Here is a 19428-nt window from a genome sequence, read left to right as displayed (position 1 = left end):
GGGCTCAATTCTTCACCACCAGCTTGCGCGGCACATTGGCCAGGCACTCGACCCCGGTCTCGGTGATCAGGATGGACTCGGTGATCTCGAGCCCCATCGTCTCCAGCCACAGGCCGGTCATGAAATGGAACGTCATGCCGGGCTTCAGCTCGGTGCGGTCGCCGGGGCGCAGGCTCATTGTGCGCTCGCCCCAATCCGGCGGATAGGAAAGCCCGATCGGATAGCCGGTGCGATTGTCCTTGACGATGCCGTATCTCTTCAGCACCGTGAAGAAGGCGTTGGCGATGTCCTCGCATGTATTGCCAGGCTTTGCCGCGGCCAACCCCGCTTCCATGCCCTCCAGTGTTGCCTTCTCGGCATCGAGGAATTCCTGCGTCGGTTTTCCGAGGAACACAGTCCGCGAAAGCGGACAATGGTAGCGGTTGTAGCAGCCGGCGATCTCGAAGAAGGTGCCCTCGCCCGATTTCATCGGCTGGTCGTCCCAGGTCAGATGCGGCGCCGACGCATCGGCGCCCGACGGGAGCAGCGGCACGATCGCCGGATAGTCGCCGCCAATCTTTCCCTCTGGCCCGTCGACGCCGCGGGTGCCGGCATCATAGATCTCGGCGACCAGATCGCATTTGCGCATGCCGACTTCGATCTTGTCGACGATGCGCTGGTGCATCGCTTCGACGATCCGGGCGGCCTTGCGCATGTAATCGATTTCGGTCGAGCTCTTCACGGCGCGCTGCCAGTTGACGAGTGCCGTAGCGTCGACGAAGCGGGCATTGGGCAGATGTTTCTGCAGCGACGCGAAGGCAGCGGCCGAGAACCAGTAATTGTCCATCTCGACACCGATGCTGAGCTTGCCCCAGCCACGATCGGCCAGCACCTGCGAGAGAAAATCCATCGGGTGGCGTTCGGTCGACTGCACATAATGGTCGGCATAGCCGACGATGTTGTCGTGCGCGAGATAGGCGGTGCGCTTGGCGCCGTTGGCGTCCTGGCCGCGCCCGTACCACACCGGTTCGCCCGACGGCGGCACGATGACGGCCTGGTGCACGTAGAAAGACCAGCCGTCATAGCCGGTCAGCCAGGCCATGTTGGACGGATCGCTGACAACAAGCAGATCGACGCCCTCGGCTTCCATGGCCTTCCGGGTCTTGGCGAGGCGATCCGCATATTCGCCGCGCGAGAATTTTAGATTGGGCTGCATTGTTCTTGGTCCTCGTTTGTTGGGCCTTGCGGCCGGCATCAGCTTTCGAAAATCGTACCCGTCTTGGCCGCCCGGGCACGGTCGCGGGCGAGCGTGGCGATCGCCGTGTCCTGCACGCCGGTGCCGGTGAGGTCGGCGATGGTGATGTCGCTGGCCGAACGGCGGCCATGTCTATCGCCGGCGATGATCTGGCCGAGCTCTGTGATCTCGGCATCGGCTGCCATCACCCCCGTCGCGATGGCATGATGCAATTCGCCCAGCAGCCGCGTCTGCTTCGCGCTGTCGGCGACGTAGAGATCGGCCATGCGCAGGATCGCCGGCGCGATCTCGTTCTTGTGCTCGGCGTCCGAGCCCATCGCGGTGATGTGCTGGCCGGCCGAGACGAAGCCGGCCTTGATCAGCGGTTCAGTCGACGGCGTCGTGGTGACGATGATGTCGGCGCCGACCGCCGCCTCTGCCGCGTCGGGCTCGGCGAGCGCGACGATGCCCAGCTTTTCGCGCAATGCATCCGCCGCGGCTTCGGCCTTGGCGGCATCCCTCGCCCAGATCCGCGCCTCGGCGATCGGCCGCACCAGCATAAGCGCCTCGAGCTGCAGTCCCGCCTGAACGCCGGCGCCGAAGATCGCGGCGATCGAAGAATCGGCTCGCGAAAGATGTTTCGCCGCGACCGCTCCGGCCGCCGCCGTGCGGATGTCAGTCAGATAGCCATTGTCGAGGAGCAGCGCCTCGACTAGTCCGGTTTTTGAAGACAGCAGCACCATCATGCCATTGACGCTGGGCAGGCCGAGCTTCGGATTGTCGAAGAAGCCGGGACTGATCTTGATGGCAAAACCGTCGATGCCAGGCACATAGGCGGTTTTGACGTCGACCTCGCCGCGATGCTCGGGAATGTCGAGCCGCAGGATCGGCGGCATCGCCACCGGCAAGGTGGCAAGCGCGCGGAACGCATTTTCGACGCAGGCGACGGCATCGAGATCGAGCTTCACGATCCCGCGCAATTCGGCTTCGGTCAGTATCGTCATCCGGCTCATGCGGCGCTCTCCTCAAATGCTTCGCCACAAACGACTTTCCTGTGCAGCGTCATGTCGATGTTGCGGCCCGAAAGAATGAGCACAGTGGGGCCGCTCGCCCTGACCTTGCCGGCAAGCACGGCGGCGATGCAAACCGCGCCGGCGCCTTCGACGATCTCGCGCTCCTGATCATAGGCATGGCGGATGCCGGCGGCGATCTCGTCCTCGCTGAGCAGGATAACATCGTCGAGCAGGTCGCGGCACATCGAGAAGGTCAGCCGGTTGTCGAGGCCGATACCGCCGCCGAGCGAATCCGCCAGCGTCGGCAGTTCCTCGACCAAAACCGGATCTCCGGCATCGAGGCTTGCCTTCATCGCCGCGCCCCGCGCCATCGAAACGCCGATGACCTTCGTGCCGGGGCTGACGCCCTTCACGGCAGCGGCGACACCAGCCGCCAGCCCGCCGCCGGAAAGCGGCACCAGCACCAGGGCGGCGTCCGCAACCTGCTCGATGATTTCCAGCCCGAGCGTGCCTTGCCCGGCGATGATATCGGGATGGTCGAAGGGCGGCAGCATGATCAGGCCGTCTTCCGCGACCAGCCGGTCGACCTCTTGCTGCGCATCGTCCTGGCTGTTGCCGACGATGTGGATCTCGGCGCCGAGCCGGCGGATTTCGTCGAGCTTATTCTGCGGCACCAGTCGTGACATGCAGATCGTCGCACGCATGCCTTCGAGCTTTGCCGCATGAGCCAGCGCCCGGCCGTGATTGCCGGTCGAGGCGGCGACCACGCCGCGCGCCTTCTCCTCGGCGTTCAGCGAAGCAATGGCGTTCGAGGCGCCGCGCAGCTTGAAGCTGCCGGTGGTCTGCCGATGTTCGAGCTTGAGATAAACAGGCGCGCCCAAGTGCCCGGAAAGACTCGGGGAAGGCACGGTCGGCGTGCGCTCGACCTTGCCGGCGATGTGATCGCGGGCGGCGCGGATATCCTGAAGGGTTACAGACATGCCTGTTGCCAGAGGGGGGTGCTCGCTCATGCCGGACATCGCCTCATTGTCTCAACGGCAGGGTCATCAGACGGCCGAATTCGGCGCGCCGCTCCTCGTCGCCGCAAAGCCGCAGGCAGTTCCAGGCCGTTGCCTGATTGCTGGTGACGACCGGGCGGCCGATCGCCTCCTCCATGCCGACGACGGCAAGTGCTGCCCGCAGCGCCGTGCAGGAGACGAACAGTGCGTCCGCTTGCGCGTCGGTCGTCTTGGCTGCCAGATCGACCAGCGTGGCCGGTGCAATCCGCGCCATCTCGCGGTCGTCGTCGAAGCCGAGACAGGTGAAGCTGGCGATCTCGAACCCGTGCGCCGCGAAATAGGCGGCCATCGGCCGGCTGGTCTCGACAGTATAAGGAGTGAGAATACTGATCGTCCTGGCGCCCAGCGCTTTCAAGCCGCGCACCCCTGCCATCGGCGGCGTAACCATGGGTACGCCCGGCTTGGCCGCCTGCACCGCCGCCTCGATTTCGGCATCGCCGATGACGACCGAGGCCGAGGTGCAGGAATAGCAGACCGCGTCGAGCGGCTCATCGGGCAGGATGAGCGCGGCGCCCGCCGTCAGCGACGACTGCATCTTGCGCAAATTGTCCGGCGTCGTCGGATTGGCGTAGGGAATGCGCGCGACATAGACGCCGATCCGGTCGCTTGCCACCATGCGGCGAAAATCCGGTTCGGTCGTATGGTCGGTGGCAAGGATGATCAGGCCGACGCGCTTTTCCAGCGGACGCGCGTCGAGCGCCGGCCGTGTCGAGTGCAAGCGGATGTCGACTGGAGCGGTCACCATGCGCTCCTTGCCAACGGTTTGGTCGAAAGAACTGTCATTTTTCAATGCGCCCGTAGCGGCGTTCGAGCCAGCGCAGCAGCACGACCGAGAACAGGCTGATGACGAGGAAGAAGGCGCCGACCAAGGTCATCGGCTCGACATAGCGGTAATAGGTGTTGGCGACGCTCTTGGCCTGGTTCATCAGTTCCAGCACGGTGATCGCCGAAAGCAGCGGCGTCTCCTTGAACATGGCGATAAAATAGTTGGCAAGCGCCGGGATCATCGGCGGGATAGCCTGCGGCATGATGATGTGGGTCCAGGTCTGCCTGGCGTTGAGATTGCAGGCCTTGGCGGCCTCCCACTGGCCGCGCGGCACATTGTCGATGCCGGCGCGATAGACCTCGGCCGTGTAGGTGCCGTAATGCAGCCCGAGGCCGATGACGCCCGCCACCAGCGGCGGCAGCAGGATACCGATGTCCGGCAGCACGTAGAAGATGAAATAGAGCTGCACCAAGAGCGGCGTGCCGCGGATGAACTCGGCAAGGAAGCCGACGCTGCGCGAAAAGCCCTTGTTCGGCGAGCGCCGCGCCAGCGCGATAGCCAAGCCGACCATCGCTGCCAGAACCGAGCCGAGCAGCGTCGCCAGGATGGTGATCTTCACGCCCTCGATCAGGGTCGGCATGATCTCCCAGACGAAATTCCAATCCCATTCCATTACGAGGCCCGATCCATCAGACGCGCACCCCGTCGAGGCCGCGCGCCATGCGGCGTTCCAGCGAACGCACCCCCCACGAAATGATCAGCGCAAGGCCGAAATAGATGACGAGAATGGTGGTGAACGGCACCAGCGTGTTGCCGGTCTGCGAGCGCACGACCTGGGCCTGGAAGGTCAGGTCGGTGAGCGAGATCAGCGAAACCACGGCGGTGGCCTTGAGCAATTCGATGGCGTTATTGCCGAAGGTCGGCAGCATCACCAGCAGCGCCTGCGGCAGGATGACATGGCGCATGGCTTGCCAGCGGCCGAGATTGACCGCGGTGCAGGCCTCGTACTGTTCGCGGCCGATCGACTGGATGGCGCCGCGCACCACCTCCGCGCCATAGGCGCCGACATTGAGGCCAAGCGCCAGCACGCCGGCCTGCAGCGGCGTCAGCGAAATGCCGATGAAGGGCAGCACGAAATAGGCCCAGAACAGCTGCACGAAGATCGAGGTGCCGCGGAAGAATTCGATATAGGCGGTGGCCAGCGCCCGAATGGCGAAAAAACGCGACAGCCGCCCCAGCCCGGCGAGAAAGGCCATGATCAAGGCAAGCACCGACCCCATCAGCGTCAGCTCGATGGTAACAAGCGCTCCCTGCAATATCAGGCCGAAATAGCCGGACCATTGGGTCATGAAGTTCGAATTTCCAGCGTTTTACGGTTACAGTCTTGGCATCTTCTCCCCGTTCACGGGGAGAAGATGCCGGCAGGCAGATGAGGGGCAGAGCCAATTTGGCAGAACTGGCGCTGCCCCTCATCCGTCACTTCGTGACACCTTCTCCCCGTGAACGGGGAGAAGGAAAAAGGCGCCTATTTTGCCGAGCAGAGCTTGTCGCGGCTCGTCGACATCGCCGCCGCGGCCGAAAAACCGTAGGGCTCGATGATCTTGGCGAATTCGCCGGACTCCTTCAGCTTGGCCAATTCCACGTCATAGGCGTCGCGCAGCGCCTCATCGCCCTTCTTGAACGCCGCGCCGTCGCAATAGACCGGCGCGCCGACCACCGGGGCGACGACTTCGAGGTTCGGATCGTTGGCCTTCTTGACCAGATCGTTGATCGACAGCACCGGCAGGGAATAGGCGTCGATGCGGCCGTCCTGCAGCATCTTCAGGCCGCTCTGGCCGTCCGGCACGACGATGACGCGGTCACGCGGCACGCCGGCAGTGAGCGCCAGCTTCTCCTCGGTGCCGCCGCCCGGCGCCCCGATCGTTGCGGTGGCATCCTTGGCGACATCCTCATAGCTCTTGAAGCCCTTCGGGTTGCCCTTCTTGACCAGCATCGCCTCGGCGTCGCACAGCACCGGCTCCGAATAAGCGACCGCCGCGCAGCGCTCCGGTTTCATGAACAGGCCGGCGGTGACGACGTCGAAACGGCCGGCCTGCAGGCCAGGGATCATCGCGCCATATTCCGAAATCGAGGCGACGATGTCGTTGACACCAAGACGCTTGAAGATTTCACGGGCCACATCGGGTGCCGCACCCGAAACCTTGCCGTCGGCCGCAACCGCCGTATAGGGCGGCTCGTTGGCGATGGCGACACGGGCGAAGCCCTGTGCCTTGAGTTCTTCGAGCTTGCTGTCGTCGGCCGATCCCGCGGTCGAAGCGGCCAGGATTGCGGTCAGCGCAACACCGGCGACGCCGGCCAGAATGCCAAGTTTCTTCATTGTTCCCAACTCCTTGTTTCTCTTTTGGTTTGGTCGTTCCACGGGACGGCTTCGCCGCCCTGGGAGGACGGCGCTGCCGCCCGGGGCATGGCAGTCAGACGCGATGTCCGGCCGCGATGATCTTCTTCAGGAAAGCTTGCGTACGCTCCTGCTTGGGGTTGCGGAAAATCTCGTCCGGCTTGCCTTCCTCGACGATCTTGCCGCGGTCGAAGAACAGAACCCGGTCGGCGAAATCATGGGCAAAACCCATTTCGTGGGTGACCAGCAGCATGGTCATGTCGGTCTCGGAGCAGAGCCGCCACAACACGTTCAGCACCTCCTCGACCAGTTCCGGATCGAGCGCCGATGTCACCTCGTCGAACAGCATGATCCTGGGCTGCAGCGCCAAGGCGCGAGCGATGGCAACGCGCTGCTTCTGCCCGCCGGAAAGCTGCGCCGGCATCGCTTTCGCCTTGTCGGCCATGCCGACCATATCGAGCAGTTCCATCGCCCGTTTTTCGGCGGCGGCGCGCGGCATGCCCTTGGTCAGGATCGGCGCCAGCGTGACGTTGTCGATGACGCTCTTGTGCGGAAACAGGTTGAACAGCTGGAAGACCATGCCGATCTTCTGGCGCATTCTTGCCAGATGCCGTTCGTCGGCGGGCAGCAACTGGCCGTTGCGCTCCATGTGGTAAAGCTGCTCGCCGTCGATCTGGATGTGGCCGCTGTCGATCCTCTCCAGCGTCATCAGGATGCGCAGGATCGTCGTCTTGCCGGAGCCGGATGGGCCGATCAGCGCCAGCTTCTCGCGCGGCATGACCTGCATCGACAGTCCGTCCAGCACCTTGAAGGTACCGAAGCTTTTCGAAATGGCGTCGATCTTGATGATGGGCGCGGACAAAGAATTCCCCCGTGCTGGAGAAGCTGTGCCTTAACGATGCGGAACGCGCCAAATCATGTCAATCAGGAAAATAAACTCATGACAATGTTTCTGACTCCGCAGAATTTCGCGGCAATGCTTGCCTAGATCGCCAGCAGCAGATGCTCTGGGTCGCCGAGCAGAAGTTTAGTGACAACACTGAGGCCGGCGCGCAGTTCCCCCTCGGTTGTCGAGCCCAGCGAGATGCGCACTGCCGGCTGCCAGGGCGCCGCCGAGATGCGGAACGATGTGCCTGGTGCGATCGCCACGCCCTGCAGGCGGGCCTGTGAGACGAAGCCCTCCTCGGCGCGGTCGCCGGGCAGTTCCAGCCACAGATGCAGCCCGTCGCGATGGACGCGGTAGTCGACCCCGGCAAGCACCTGGGCGGCGATCTCCTGCCGTCGCCGCAGCGCCGACCGTTGCCAGCGGACGAGTTCCATCGCCGTGCCGTCGGTCACCCATTTTGTCGCAATCTCCGCCACCATCGGCGTCGCCATCCAGTTGGAGACGAGATGCCGGTTGGCGACGGCAGCGACATAGCGGTCGGGCGCCGCGAGATAACCGATGCGCAGGCCTGGCAGCACGATCTTGGTGAAGGAGGTGACGTAGAGCGTGCGCTCGGGCGCGAAGGCGGCGACCGGCGGCGGACGGCCCTCGACCAGCGGCCCGAGCACGTCGTTCTCGATGATGGCGATGTCGTGCCTGCGCGCCACCGCAGCGATCTGCTCGCGCCGCGCGGCATTCATCAATGTTGCAGTCGGATTGATCACCGAGGGCTGCACGAATACCGCGCGGATGTCGGAAAGCCGGCACGCCTCGTCGAGCGCCTCCGGGATCAGGCCGTTGTCGTCGATCGGCAGGCCCTCGAGGTTGAAGCCGAGATAGCGCGCCAGCGGGATCAGCGTGTGATGGCCGATCGCCTCGGTGGCGACGGTCGAACCCGGCGGCGCCACGCTCATCAGCGCCACCGTCATGCCGGCCGTGGCGCCGTTGGTCAGGCTGACATTCTGCGCCGACACGTCGAGACCGCACAGCCGCAGCCATTCGACCGCCACTGCACGGTGGCGCGGAAACACCATGTTCGGCCGAAACGACAGCGCCGAGGTCGACGGCAGGTTCTCGGCGAGCCAGCCCAGCGCCTGCTTCAGCCTCTCCAGATGCATCGGCTCGCAGACCGGCTTCAGGATCGACAGATCGATGACCTCGCCAAGGCGCTCCGGCAGATAGGGCGGCTCCGGCTCGCGGCGCTGCGTCTGCACGAAGCTGCCGCGGCCGATCTCGCCGGAGACCAGGCCCCGGCGGATCAGTTCCTCATAGGCGCGGCTGACTGTCTGCACCGAAAGCTTCAAATCGTCGGCCAGCCGGCGATGCGTCGGCAGCCGCGCGCCGTTGGCCAGCCGTCCGTCATGAATGGCGCGCGCGAACTGGTCGGCGAGCGATTGATAGGCCGGCCGCCGGATAAGCGCGGGATCTGGACGCCACAATGTCATGACATATTAGAGATCGAAATCAGTGCAATTGACAATCTAAATAATGCGCCGTCATGGTGTCGCGGAAAAAAGTGGACGCTCATGGCCGCATTGAGACTGGATCAGATCGACCTGAAAATCCTCGACGCGGTTCAGCGCGACGGGCGCATCACCAAGCTGGCGCTCGCCGACAAGGTCGGCCTGTCGCCGACGCCGTGCTGGATGCGGTTGCGCAAGCTGGAAAAGGCCGGCATCGTCTCCGGCTATCACGCCAGGGTTGCAATGCGCGCCGTCGCGCCGGTCGCCACCGTCCTGATGGAGGTGACGCTGGCCAGCCACCGCCAGGCCGATTTCGACCGTTTCGAGCGCGTCATCCGCGACGTCCCCGAAATCGTCGCCTGCTGGTCGGTGGGCGGCGGCGTCGACTATCTGCTGAAAGTGATGGCGCGCGACATCGACGCCTATCAGCGGCTGGTCGACGCCCTGCTGGAACGCGAGATCGGCATCGACCGCTATTTCACCTACATCGTCACCAAGACGGTGAAGGAGGAGGTCGCCTTGCCGGTGGCCGATCTGTTGCCGACGCCGTCGTGAGGTCTGAGCAAATCGCAAAGAGCCCCTCATCCGGCCGCTTCGCGGCCACCTTCTCCCCGGCGGGGAGAAGAGAAAGGTGCCGGCGCTGCGATCTCCTCTCCCCTCGGGGGAGAGGTCGGATTGCCCCGAATTGCCCTTTGCAATTCGGTTGGCAATCCGGGTGAGGGGGCACTTCCTCGATGAGATAGCCCAGCCTATAAGCTGAACAGATTGTCTGCCCGAGCAGCCCAATAGAGACAATCTCTCTACGCGTGCGCTCCGAAACAGCCTCTCTGTCTGCGCCGCGCGCATAGTCTCTCCGCATCACTGCGAACCGGGAGACCTCGAACATGTCCGCGCATTTTGCCCGCCCACAACGCCACGAAGCGCTTGACCGGCTCGCCGACCGCCGGCTGCTGCGCCAACTCGCCTATGTCGACGGCCACTGGACGGCGAGTGAAGCCGCCGAGAGTTTTGGGGTGGCCGACCCTGCTACAGGCGCCACCGTTGCCTGGGTTGCCGCGCTCGATGCCAGGCAGACGAGCAAGGCGATCGACGCGGCGTCGCGCGCCTTTCCCGCCTGGCGCGCGGCTCTCCCACAGGAACGCTCAAGAATCCTGCGAAAATGGTTCGATCTGATCATCGCCGCCAAGGACGATCTGGCGCTGTTGATGACGCTCGAACAGGGCAAGCCTCTCAAGGAATCGCTTGGCGAGATCGACTACGCCGCCTCCTTCGTCGAATGGTACGCCGAGGAGGCAAAGCGCCTCAACGCCGAAAGCGTCACCAGCCATTTGCCAAACGCCGAGATGATGGTACGGCGCGAACCGCTCGGCGTCGTCGGCGTCGTCACGCCGTGGAATTTTCCCGCAGCCATGCTGACCCGCAAGGCGGCGGCCGCCCTTGCCGCCGGCTGCACCATCGTCGCGCATCCTTCGTCGGAAACGCCGCTGTCGGCACTGGCGTTGGCCGAGCTCGGCGAACGCGCCGGCCTGCCGGCTGGCGTCTTCAACGTTCTCACCGGCAAGGCCTCGACCATCGTTGGGCGGATGTGCGAAGATCCGCGCGTCCGCGCCATGAGCTTCACCGGCTCGACCGAGATCGGCAGGCTGATCGCCGCGCAAAGCGCGCCGACGATTAAGCGGCTGGTCATGGAGCTTGGCGGCCATGCGCCGCTGATCGTCTTTGCCGACGCCGATCTCGACAAGGCGGTGACCATCGCCGTCGACGCCAAATTCGCCACTTCCGGCCAGGATTGCCTTGCCGCCAACCGCATCTATGTCCAGCGTCCGATCTACGATCGTTTCTGCGCCGCTTTCGTCAGGCGCATCGAGGCGCTGCGGATCGGCAATGGCCTGGCCGAAGACACCGACATCGGGCCATTGATGCATGAGCGCGGTGTCAAGAAGGTCGAGGAGCAAGTCGCCGATGCGCTCGCCCATGGCGCGCGCTGCCTCACCGGCGGCGGCAGACATCCGGCCGGGCCGCTGTTCTACCGGCCGACCCTGCTCGCCGATGTCACCGACGATGCGCTGATCATGCGCGAGGAAACTTTTGGTCCGGTCGCCGCGGTGACGCCCTTCGACAGCGAGGACGAGGTCATCGCCCGCGCCAACGCCACCGAATACGGGCTCGTCGCCTATGTCGCCACCGAGAACGGCGGCCGCCAATTGCGCATGGGCCGTGCACTCGACTACGGTATGGTCGCCATCAACCGCGTCAAGATCACCGGCGCGCCGATCCCGTTCGGCGGCGTCAAACAGTCCGGCATCGGTCGCGAGGGCTCGCGCCACGGGCTCGAAGCCTTTACCGATCTCAGATATCTCTGCCTGGACGTAGCGTAAGCCGCGCCGCAGACATTTCCTTAGGAGTAAAAAAATGCTCGACCAGTCCAACGAACTCGCCGCCTGGGACCGCGACCACTTCTTCCATCCCTCGACCCACATGGGCACGCATGCGCGGGGTGAATCGCCGACCCGCATCATCGCCGGCGGCGAAGGCGTCACCATCTGGGACAATAACGGCCGCAAGAGCATCGATGCCTTCGCCGGGCTCTATTGCGTCAACGTCGGCTATGGCCGCCAGAAGATATCAGACGCCATCGCCGCCCAGGCCAGGAACCTTGCCTATTACCACGCCTATGTCGGCCACGGCACCGAGGCGTCGATCACCCTTTCCAAGATGATCATCGAGCGCGCCCCACAAGGCATGTCGAGGGTCTATTTCGGCCTCTCCGGTTCCGACGCCAACGAAACCAACATCAAGCTGATCTGGTACTACAACAACGTGCTCGGCCGTCCCGAGAAGAAGAAGATCATCTCACGCTGGCGCGGCTATCACGGCTCCGGAGTCATGACCGGATCGCTGACCGGGCTCGACCTGTTCCACAACGCCTTCGACCTGCCGCGCGCGCCGATCCTGCACACCGAAGCGCCCTACTATTTCCGCCGCGCCGACCGCTCGATGAGCGAGGAACAGTTTTCCCAACACTGTGCCGACAAGCTCGAAGAGATGATCCTGGCCGAGGGCCCGGACACGGTCGCCGCCTTCATCGGCGAGCCGATCCTCGGCACCGGCGGCATCTTGCCGCCGCCCGCTCTGTACTGGGAAAAGATCCAGGCGGTTCTGAACAAATATGATGTGCTGCTGGTCGCCGACGAAGTGGTCACCGGCTTCGGCCGGCTGGGCACCATGTTCGGCTCCGACCACTACGGCATCAAGCCCGACCTGATCACCATCGCCAAGGGCCTGACCTCGGCCTATGCGCCGCTGTCGGGCGTCATCGTCTCGGATAAGGTCTGGCAGGTGCTGGTCCAGGGCTCCGACAAACTCGGCAGCTTGGGCCATGGCTGGACCTATTCGGCGCATCCGATCTGCGTCGCCGCCGGTGTCGCCAACCTGGAACTGATCGACGAGATGGACCTGGTGACCAACGCCGGTGAGACCGGCGCCTATTTCCGCGCCGAACTGGCGAAAGCCGTCGGCGGCCACAAAAATGTCGGCGAGGTGCGCGGCGACGGCATGCTGGCGGCAATCGAATTCGTCGCCGACCGGGACGACCGCGTGTTCTTCGATGCCGCGCAAAAAATCGGGCCGCAGGTCGCGACCGCGCTTGCCGAGCTTGGCGTCATCGGCCGCGCCATGCCGCAAGGCGACATCCTCGGCTTCGCGCCGCCGCTGTGCCTCACCCGTGAAGAGGCCGACATCGTCGTGTCGAAGACGGCCGATGCGGTGAAGAGCGTGTTTGCCAGCATCTAATTATCGACCTTGGTGCCGCCCCTCATCCGCCTGCCGGCACCTTCTCCCCGTGAACGACGGGGAGAAGGGACAAGCTCCAGCGCTGGCGACCCCCTCTCCCCGTTGTTCACGGGGAGAGGGTAAGGGTGAGGGGCAGCGCGAACCTGGAATATCTGGAAGCAACATCAATGACCTCCAAAGCCCTCCCCGCCACCATGGCCGCCGTGCTTCTGACCGGTCACGGCGGGCCGGAAAAGCTTGTCTATCGCACCGATGTGAAAGTGCCCTCTCCCGCCCCCGGCGAGGTTCTGGTCAAGGTCACGGCGTGCGGCATGAACAACACCGATGTCTGGGTACGCCAGGGCGCCTACGGCACGGAAGAAGATGCTGCCGCCGTGTCGACCTGGCGACGTCAGGGCAATACGCTGACCTTCCCGCGTATCCAGGGCACCGACACGGTCGGCAACATCGTTGCCGTCGGCGAGGGTGTTTCTTCGGCCCGCATCGGTGGGCGGGTGATGGTCGATTTCTCGATCTACAACCGCGACGATGATTCACTCGCCGACATCGACTATATGGGCCATGGCCGCGACGGCGGCTATGCCGAGTTCCAGACCGTGCCGGCCGAGAATGCCCATGTCGTCGCCACCGACCTGACCGACGTCGAGCTCGCCACCTTCTGCTGCGCTTATCTTACCGGCGAACAGATGCTCGAACGCGCCGCATTGAAGGCCGGCGAGCGTGTGCTGGTCACCGGCGCGTCGGGCGGCGTCGGCTCCGGCATCGTGCAGTTGGCGCGGGCGCGCGGCGCCATTCCCTATGCCGTCGTCGGCAAGGGCAAGGAACAGGCGGTGCTCGACATCGGCGCCGAGGCGGTGATCACCCGTGGCGTCGCCGATCTGCCCGCCGCCGTGAATAACGCGACCGGCGGCCAGCCGATCGACGTGGTTGCCGACCTCGTCGGCGGCGGCATCTTCAATGACCTGTTGCGCATCCTTCGGGCCGAAGGCCGCTACACCACCGCCGGCGCGATTGCCGGCCCGGTCGTGCAGCTCGATCTGCGCACCATGTATCTCAAGCAATTGCAGCTGCACGGCTCCAGCCAGGGCACGCGACACGACTTCCGCCGTATCGTCCGCTACATCGAGGAGAAGAAAATCCGGCCGCTGGTCGGCGGTGTCTACAAGCTCTCCGATTTCCACCGCGCCCAGGCGGATTTCATTGCCAAGGATTTTGTCGGCAAACTGGTGGTCGTTCCGGATGCCGTTGCGGATCGCCGATAAGATGAAGCACGTAGTCTCTGCATAGAGAATTTGGTTCTTTGACTGAGCCTGAAAAGGCTGTGGGTGGTCGCTGCCCGACCAGACTGCAGCCGATCTCCAACGCTGGCGATTGGCATAAGCCTTCGCATTCCAGCTAGTTTCCGTCCATAATGCTGCGGCTCAGAATAAAAGCGCTCTGTAGCGATCCTTCGCGCCCCCCTCTGTCCTGCCCTCTTTGCCAAAATTTGGCATCTCCCCCACTTGGGGGGAGATTGGCAGCTTCGCGGACAGCGTCCCTTTTGCAAGGTTGATGGTTGGCGAAATCAGTGATCAAGGCCAATCTCCCTCCTTGTGGGGGAGATGTCCGGCAGGACAGAGGGGGGCGCTGTCCCTCCGCGATCAAAGCGTTCTGCACCGCAGCAGCGCTCCGAGGTAACGGAATGGGTCCCAGGGTCTGCGCGCAAAACCATTCTGATTTGGCCGCACGACGGCAACAAGGATTCCTGAACCTCTCCTGCGGCGTTATAAGTTTTTCGCAATTTTCTTATAACGCCGCTTGCGGACGACCGTCTTCATGTCAGGCGGCTCCAGTTATAAGAAAAATGCGGTTCTCTTATAACGGCATGATCTCGAGCGAGGCGCGCCAATTACAGGACCTGCTTGGCCGCGGCTTCAAGCGATCTTTCAAACGCGTCGATCACGTGATCGACCTGGGGCTCGGTGATGATCAGCGGCGGGCAGAAGGCCAGTGCATCGCCCATGTTGCGCGAGATGACGCCGTTCTGCTGCATGAAACCGTTGACGAGCCCGCCCAGGGCGCCGGCCGTCTCCCATGGCGTCTTGTTCGCCTTGTCGCCGACCAGTTCGACCGCCGCGATCAGGCCGACGCCGCGCACCTCGCCGACAAGCGGGTGCGAAGCGAGCTTGCGCAGCCGCTTCTGCATATGCGCGCCGACCGTGCGCGCATTGCCGACGAGATCGCGCTCCTCGATCAGCTTCAGGTTCTCCAGCGCGACCGCCGCCGCAACGGGATGGCCGCCGCCGGTGAAGCCGTGGCCGAAGGTGCCGATGCGATTGCTTTCGTCGGCAATCGGCTCGAAAACCTTCTCGTTGATCAGCAAGGCCGAGATCGGCAGGTAGGACGAAGAGATCTGCTTCGACAGCACCATGATGTCGGGCCTGATGCCGAAGGTCTGCGAGCCGAACATTTCGCCGGTTCGGCCAAAGCCGCAGATCACCTCGTCGGCGACGAGCAGGATGTCGTATTTCGACAGCACCGCCTGGATCTTCTCCCAGTAGCCGGCCGGCGGCACGATGACGCCGCCGGCGCCCATGATCGGCTCGCCGAAGAAGGCAGCGACGGTTTCCGGGCCTTCGGCCAGGATCAGCTTTTCCAGATCGTCGGCAAGCCGGCTCGAAAACTCTCCTTCGCTCTCATTCGGCAGCGCCTCGCGCCAGTGGTGCGGGGTCGAGGTGTGCAGCACATTGGCGATCGGCAGGTCGAAGGAATTGTGGTTATTGGGCAGCCCGGTCAGGCTCGCCGAGGCAATGGTGACGCCGTGATAGCCGCGAATGCGGCTGATGATCTTCTTGCGCGCAGGCTGGCCGAGCGCATTCGACCGGTACCAGATCATCTTCATGGCCGTATCGTTGGCCTCGGAGCCGGAATTGGTGAAATACGCCTTGCTCATCGGCACCGGCGCCATCTGCACCAGCTTCTCGGCGAGATCGATCAGCGGCGAATGCGATTTGGAACCGAAGTCGTGATAGTAAGGCAACTTGGACATCTGGCGCACCGCAGCGTCGACCAGCCGCTTCTCGGAGAAGCCGACCGCGACGCTCCAAAGCCCGGCCATCGCCTCGATATAGCGGTTGCCGGCGAGATCCTCGACATAGATGCCGTCGCCCTTCTCGATGACCAGTGGCCCTGCTTCCTCGTGCTTGCGGGCATTGGTGTAGCCGTGCATGTGGTAGCTGATGTCGCGGGCTTCGGGAGAATTCGGTCGAGCGTCCATGATGGCTCCTGTCCTGCATGCCGGGACGTGCGTCCTGCCGCCGTTCGGCGTGCGCATCGGCCTCTGGATTAATGCTGTTTGCTGCATCCGTTTCTTGTAAGGGTGTCAAGACCTTTCGGAAGGGCCGGCGGATGGACGGAAGACATGCAGAATTTCAGCTTCGAGGCTGCTGAACGCGGGAACCTGCGCCAAGCCGGCTGTGCGCATGGCCAAGACTTGATCCCCGAACGGCTCACCAGCAGGCACAACAACAAGGCTGAGGTGGCCTGATCGTGGACCATGTCGACTGCATCGTCGCCGGCGCCGGCGTCATTGGCCTCGCGATCGCGCGAGAGATGGCGCAGCGCGGCATGGACACCCTGATCCTCGAGGCCGAGAACGCTATCGGCACCGGGACGAGTTCGCGTAATTCCGAGGTCATCCATGCCGGCGTCTACTATCCGGCCGGATCGCTGAAGGCCCGGCTCTGCGTGGCAGGCCGCGAAAGGCTCTACCGTTATTGCCAGGAGCGGGCGGTGCCGCATGCGCGCTGCGGCAAGCTCATCGTCGCCACGGATGCCGAACAGGAGCCGATGCTCACTTCGATCCTGACCAACGCCGCTGCTTGCGGCGCGGGCGATTTGACGCCCTTGACCGCAGCAGAGGCGCGCAGGCTGGAGCCCAAGCTGCGCTGCACGGCCGCGCTTTTGTCTCCCGCCACCGGCATCATCGACAGCCACGCGCTGATGCTTGCGCTGCTGGGCGACGCCGAGGAGCACGGGGCGGCGCTCAGCCTCAACACCCGCATCGTCTGCGGCCGCATTGAAAATGGGCGCATCGTACTCGGCACGATCGACGGCACCAGCGGCGAGCGCTTTGAAATCGCCACCGCGCGCTTCGTCAACGCCGCCGGGCTCGGCGCCACGGCACTTGCCGGCTCGCTTGACGGGTTCGACCGGCAATTCGTGCCAGAACTTCGCTACGCCAAGGGCAATTACTTTTCGGTCGCCGGCCGGGCGCCGTTCTCGCGGCTGGTCTATCCCGTGCCCGAACCCGGCGGGCTCGGCGTCCATCTGACGCTCGACCTCGACGGCGTCGCCCGCTTCGGGCCTGACGTCGAATGGACCGATCAACTCGACTATCGCGTCGATCCAATACGTGGCGAGCGCTTCTACGACGAGATCCGCAAATACTGGCCGGACCTGGCCGATGGCAGCCTGCGGCCGGCCTATAGCGGCATCCGGCCGAAGCTCTCCGGTCCCGGCGAAGCCAATGCCGACTTCGTCATCCAGGACGCGGCGGTGCATGGCGTGGAGGGCCTGGTCAATCTGTTCGGCATCGAGAGCCCCGGCCTGACCTCAAGCCTGGCGATCGCCGACCATGTCGCCCAGCGCCTCGCGCCGAAGGCGGCTAGCCGAGGGCGACCCGCGCGAGCGCGCCCGCTGCCAAAGGCATAATCCAAACGCCCGTAAGCCATCCATAAGCCGGGATCGCGGAACCTCGGTCCGACGATCACCGGGACCATCGATATGAAGATCCGTTTCGAAGCCATACCGAACCCAAGCTGCCGGTTCGAGATCTGGGACAATGAGACCGGCGAGCCCGTCGTCCATCACGATCGGCTGCTGACTTTCGCCTCGGCGAAGTCGGCGGCAAGGATCGCCGACTTCCTCAACGACAGCCGCAGCCACCGGCGCCGCGCCCGCACCGCCGAATGGCGCGTTGCGGATCGCGATCTCGGCTGGGGAGGATGATCGCCAGGCTGCTCCACCTTGCGATCAGCATGGCGGAGCTTGCGGCTCGTCTTCCAACGAAACTTGGCGCAGGATCGAACGCTTTGCTACCGAGCGTCGGAGGAGTTTCGCCATGACCGATGAAGCAAGCCGCGAGCCGGCGCGTGATCCCCAGGATCTGGAGCGTCTGCTGATCTCCCGGCAGTGGGTGGGAGACATCGACGGCATGGCCGCGCTTTTTGAGCCGCATGCCGTCGTCGACAGCGGTGACGGGCGACTGACGCGTGGCCGCGAAGCGATCCGGGCACTCTTCGCCGACATCACCGCAACGGGCCGAAAATATGCCGCCGGAAATCAGGCTCCGGCTGTTGTCAGCGGAGATTTGGCACTGACGTCAACCCATCTTCCCGATGGCACCGTAACCGCCGAGGTCGCCCGCCGCCAGGGCGACGGGACATGGCTGTGGGTCATCGATCGATTCTCCGTATCGTAGCGTCGGCCCGGATGATCCCGGAAATCGATTTTCGCTGGGAATCATGCGCAAACCAAGTGCTCGCGCGTCCGGGCGTGCGGCCCTGTAGCGCAAAGGAGTGACTCCAGTACGGTTGTGGATTCGAAGTTCCTGAACGCCGATGCCGTCGATCGAGCAGGAACTTCAAATCTGTTTATGATGCATCAGTGCGCCGTCTGAGAATGGTCGCCGCCCGGCTGCGAAATGCCGCCCAGCGCTTCGCCGGCCCAGGCGGGCTCGCCGTTCGTGGCGAGGTCGCCGAGCGAGACAATGCCAACCAACCGCCGGTCGCGGCTGATCACCGGCATTCGCCGCAGTTTGAGATCGCGCATATTCTGAAGGACATCGCCGACTTCCTGGTCGTCAAAGCAGCACTGTACCTCCGCGCTCATCACATCCCTGATCTTGGTGTCGGGACCTCTGCCCTCCGCGATGCCACGGACGGCAATGTCGCGGTCCGTGATCATGCCGACCAGCCGCTCATTCTCACCCACGGGCAGAACACCGGCGTCAAGATCGGCCATGGCTCGTGCGGCATCCCGCAAGGACTGGTCCGGACTGGCGACCTGAACTTTCCGTGTCATGCACTCGCTGATTCTCATGGCTTTCTCCTTGAGCTGCAGCGCCCCGCCGATCCTGTGATGAAGGTGTGATCAGGGGAGAATGAACGCCTGTCGGAATCGTTCTATCTTTCGACCGCTCGCGCCAGGATAGGCTCCACCATGGCCATATCCGTGACGGACGGGAACCATAATCCGGGACAATGGTTGTGTGGTCACCAGGTGATCCTCCTCGAGCAAAACGGAAAACGGAAGGAACGATCATGCGCATATTGACGACAATTGCCGCCCTTTCGGGATTGGCCCTGGCGCAGCCGATCCACGCGCAATCCACCGACCCGCAGCTTCCCCAAATCGCACCCCCGGCTCCGGAAGCCCTGCCCGATCCAAGCTTGCCCAACCAAACGCCTGACCAGGCCCTGCCTGACCAAGCCCTGCCGGATCAAGGTTTCACCGACCAGAATTTTACTGGCATTGCCATTGTCGCCCTCGAGGATTTGCCGCCGGAACTCAAGACGCAAGCCGAGGCCGTGATCACCCAGACCAGCGTTGAAGATCTGCTTACTCTGCAGAGCTCGATCGATGCCTCGCCACAGGCAGCATCGGTGCTGGCGGCGAACGGGCTGGATTCGTCGCAGGTTGTTGCCGCCAACATCGACGGCGACGGCATGCTGACTCTGATCATCCAGACAACCACGTGATTGGCGGGCACGTGATTGGCGGGCACGTGATTGGCGGGCACCTGATCGGTGGTCCGGGCGTGG

20 protein-coding genes are annotated in these 19428 nt (G+C 63.9%); 9 read left to right on the top strand and 11 right to left on the bottom strand.

What is annotated here, in order from left to right:
• Positions 1 to 4: 4 nt before the first annotated feature.
• The 9 genes from doeA to ehuR form a co-directional block, all read right to left on the bottom strand.
• Positions 5 to 1195 (bottom strand): ectoine hydrolase DoeA, encoded by a 1191-nt coding sequence (gene doeA / locus X738_RS51055; RefSeq protein ID WP_023797854.1) that lies wholly within the window; start codon positions 1193 to 1195, stop codon positions 5 to 7.
• 38 nt (positions 1196 to 1233) lie between these two features.
• Positions 1234 to 2226, bottom strand: coding sequence for an ectoine utilization protein EutC (gene eutC, locus X738_RS51050; protein WP_023797853.1), 993 nt, complete (start codon positions 2224 to 2226; stop codon positions 1234 to 1236).
• Positions 2223 to 3206: a hydroxyectoine utilization dehydratase EutB gene (gene eutB, locus X738_RS51045; protein ID WP_023797852.1), complete on the bottom strand. Its 984-nt coding sequence runs from the start codon at positions 3204 to 3206 to the stop codon at positions 2223 to 2225. The genes eutC and eutB overlap by 4 nt, the downstream gene beginning before the upstream one ends.
• Positions 3207 to 3249: 43 nt before the next feature.
• Positions 3250 to 4026 (bottom strand): ectoine utilization protein EutA, encoded by a 777-nt coding sequence (gene eutA / locus X738_RS51040; protein ID WP_373420395.1) that lies wholly within the window; start codon positions 4024 to 4026, stop codon positions 3250 to 3252.
• Positions 4027 to 4063: 37 nt separating this feature from the next.
• Entirely contained in the window at positions 4064 to 4723 is a 660-nt protein-coding gene (ehuD, locus tag X738_RS51035) for an ectoine/hydroxyectoine ABC transporter permease subunit EhuD (RefSeq protein WP_023797850.1), read from the bottom strand.
• A gap of 16 nt (positions 4724 to 4739) precedes the next feature.
• The gene (gene ehuC, locus X738_RS51030) at positions 4740 to 5399 is read right to left on the bottom strand and encodes an ectoine/hydroxyectoine ABC transporter permease subunit EhuC (RefSeq protein WP_023797849.1); all 660 of its coding nucleotides are present in this window, start codon (positions 5397 to 5399) and stop codon (positions 4740 to 4742) included.
• Between the two features lie 176 nt (positions 5400 to 5575).
• The gene (ehuB, locus tag X738_RS51025) at positions 5576 to 6427 is read right to left on the bottom strand and encodes an ectoine/hydroxyectoine ABC transporter substrate-binding protein EhuB (protein WP_023797848.1); all 852 of its coding nucleotides are present in this window, start codon (positions 6425 to 6427) and stop codon (positions 5576 to 5578) included.
• Between the two features lie 94 nt (positions 6428 to 6521).
• Positions 6522 to 7307, bottom strand: coding sequence for an ectoine/hydroxyectoine ABC transporter ATP-binding protein EhuA (gene ehuA, locus X738_RS51020; protein WP_023797847.1), 786 nt, complete (start codon positions 7305 to 7307; stop codon positions 6522 to 6524).
• A gap of 122 nt (positions 7308 to 7429) precedes the next feature.
• Positions 7430 to 8815, bottom strand: a complete 1386-nt coding sequence (gene ehuR, locus X738_RS51015; protein ID WP_023797845.1) for a MocR-like ectoine utilization transcription factor EhuR — start codon at positions 8813 to 8815, stop codon at positions 7430 to 7432.
• A 90-nt stretch (positions 8816 to 8905) separates the two neighbouring features.
• Here ehuR and X738_RS51010 point away from each other — a divergent pair, with 90 nt between their 5' ends.
• From X738_RS51010 to X738_RS50995, 4 genes are all read left to right on the top strand, one after another.
• Positions 8906 to 9388 (top strand): Lrp/AsnC family transcriptional regulator, encoded by a 483-nt coding sequence (locus X738_RS51010; RefSeq protein WP_031254440.1) that lies wholly within the window; start codon positions 8906 to 8908, stop codon positions 9386 to 9388.
• A 329-nt stretch (positions 9389 to 9717) separates the two neighbouring features.
• Complete coding sequence (locus tag X738_RS51005) at positions 9718 to 11211, top strand: NAD-dependent succinate-semialdehyde dehydrogenase (protein ID WP_023797843.1); 1494 nt, start codon at positions 9718 to 9720, stop codon at positions 11209 to 11211.
• Between the two features lie 34 nt (positions 11212 to 11245).
• Complete coding sequence (locus tag X738_RS51000) at positions 11246 to 12625, top strand: aspartate aminotransferase family protein (RefSeq protein WP_023797842.1); 1380 nt, start codon at positions 11246 to 11248, stop codon at positions 12623 to 12625.
• 167 nt (positions 12626 to 12792) lie between these two features.
• Positions 12793 to 13887 (top strand): alcohol dehydrogenase family protein, encoded by a 1095-nt coding sequence (locus X738_RS50995; protein WP_023797841.1) that lies wholly within the window; start codon positions 12793 to 12795, stop codon positions 13885 to 13887.
• Between the two features lie 626 nt (positions 13888 to 14513).
• On the opposite strand, the gene X738_RS50990 is transcribed toward X738_RS50995, so the two are convergent.
• The gene (locus X738_RS50990) at positions 14514 to 15881 is read right to left on the bottom strand and encodes an aspartate aminotransferase family protein (RefSeq protein WP_023797840.1); all 1368 of its coding nucleotides are present in this window, start codon (positions 15879 to 15881) and stop codon (positions 14514 to 14516) included.
• A gap of 144 nt (positions 15882 to 16025) precedes the next feature.
• Between X738_RS50990 and X738_RS88320 the strand changes: the two genes are divergently transcribed.
• The 4 genes from X738_RS88320 to X738_RS50975 all read left to right on the top strand — a co-directional run bounded on the left by X738_RS88320 (position 16026) and on the right by X738_RS50975 (position 18086).
• Complete coding sequence (locus tag X738_RS88320) at positions 16026 to 16151, top strand: hypothetical protein (RefSeq protein ID WP_023797838.1); 126 nt, start codon at positions 16026 to 16028, stop codon at positions 16149 to 16151.
• A gap of 2 nt (positions 16152 to 16153) precedes the next feature.
• Positions 16154 to 17317, top strand: coding sequence for an NAD(P)/FAD-dependent oxidoreductase (locus X738_RS50985; protein WP_023797837.1), 1164 nt, complete (start codon positions 16154 to 16156; stop codon positions 17315 to 17317).
• Between the two features lie 72 nt (positions 17318 to 17389).
• Positions 17390 to 17614, top strand: coding sequence for a hypothetical protein (locus tag X738_RS50980; RefSeq protein WP_023797836.1), 225 nt, complete (start codon positions 17390 to 17392; stop codon positions 17612 to 17614).
• A gap of 112 nt (positions 17615 to 17726) precedes the next feature.
• Positions 17727 to 18086: a YybH family protein gene (locus tag X738_RS50975; protein ID WP_023797835.1), complete on the top strand. Its 360-nt coding sequence runs from the start codon at positions 17727 to 17729 to the stop codon at positions 18084 to 18086.
• 182 nt (positions 18087 to 18268) lie between these two features.
• On the opposite strand, the gene X738_RS50970 is transcribed toward X738_RS50975, so the two are convergent.
• The gene (locus X738_RS50970; protein ID WP_023797834.1) at positions 18269 to 18706 is read right to left on the bottom strand and encodes a CBS domain-containing protein; all 438 of its coding nucleotides are present in this window, start codon (positions 18704 to 18706) and stop codon (positions 18269 to 18271) included.
• Between the two features lie 221 nt (positions 18707 to 18927).
• Between X738_RS50970 and X738_RS50965 the strand changes: the two genes are divergently transcribed.
• A complete protein-coding gene (locus X738_RS50965) occupies positions 18928 to 19365 on the top strand; it encodes a hypothetical protein (RefSeq protein WP_023797833.1) in 438 nt (145 codons plus the stop codon).
• Positions 19366 to 19428 lie beyond the last annotated feature (63 nt).

Source organism: Mesorhizobium sp. L48C026A00 (assembly GCF_000502375.1).
Lineage (GTDB): Bacteria > Pseudomonadota > Alphaproteobacteria > Rhizobiales > Rhizobiaceae > Mesorhizobium > Mesorhizobium muleiense.
Note: the sequence above shows the minus strand (reverse complement) of the source record. Positions and strands in the feature narration are given on the sequence as shown.

Bases quoted from the DNA above. Each gene is read 5' to 3' on its own strand.
- ehuD (WP_023797850.1), bottom strand. From the start codon at position 4,723: ATGGAATGGGATTGGAATTTCGTCTGGGAGATCATGCCGACCCTGATC.
- ehuB (WP_023797848.1), bottom strand. From the start codon at position 6,427: ATGAAGAAACTTGGCATTCTGGCCGGCGTCGCCGGTGTTGCGCTGACC.
- X738_RS50990 (WP_023797840.1), bottom strand. From the start codon at position 15,881: ATGGACGCTCGACCGAATTCTCCCGAAGCCCGCGACATCAGCTACCAC.
- X738_RS50965 (WP_023797833.1), top strand. From the start codon at position 18,928: ATGCGCATATTGACGACAATTGCCGCCCTTTCGGGATTGGCCCTGGCG.
- ehuR (WP_023797845.1), bottom strand. From the start codon at position 8,815: ATGACATTGTGGCGTCCAGATCCCGCGCTTATCCGGCGGCCGGCCTAT.
- X738_RS51000 (WP_023797842.1), top strand. From the start codon at position 11,246: ATGCTCGACCAGTCCAACGAACTCGCCGCCTGGGACCGCGACCACTTC.
- doeA (WP_023797854.1), bottom strand. From the start codon at position 1,195: ATGCAGCCCAATCTAAAATTCTCGCGCGGCGAATATGCGGATCGCCTC.
- X738_RS50995 (WP_023797841.1), top strand. From the start codon at position 12,793: ATGACCTCCAAAGCCCTCCCCGCCACCATGGCCGCCGTGCTTCTGACC.
- ehuC (WP_023797849.1), bottom strand. From the start codon at position 5,399: ATGACCCAATGGTCCGGCTATTTCGGCCTGATATTGCAGGGAGCGCTT.
- X738_RS88320 (WP_023797838.1), top strand. From the start codon at position 16,026: ATGCAGAATTTCAGCTTCGAGGCTGCTGAACGCGGGAACCTGCGCCAA.
- X738_RS51005 (WP_023797843.1), top strand. From the start codon at position 9,718: ATGTCCGCGCATTTTGCCCGCCCACAACGCCACGAAGCGCTTGACCGG.
- X738_RS50980 (WP_023797836.1), top strand. From the start codon at position 17,390: ATGAAGATCCGTTTCGAAGCCATACCGAACCCAAGCTGCCGGTTCGAG.
- X738_RS50975 (WP_023797835.1), top strand. From the start codon at position 17,727: ATGACCGATGAAGCAAGCCGCGAGCCGGCGCGTGATCCCCAGGATCTG.
- X738_RS50970 (WP_023797834.1), bottom strand. From the start codon at position 18,706: ATGAGAATCAGCGAGTGCATGACACGGAAAGTTCAGGTCGCCAGTCCG.
- eutC (WP_023797853.1), bottom strand. From the start codon at position 2,226: ATGAGCCGGATGACGATACTGACCGAAGCCGAATTGCGCGGGATCGTG.
- eutB (WP_023797852.1), bottom strand. From the start codon at position 3,206: ATGTCTGTAACCCTTCAGGATATCCGCGCCGCCCGCGATCACATCGCC.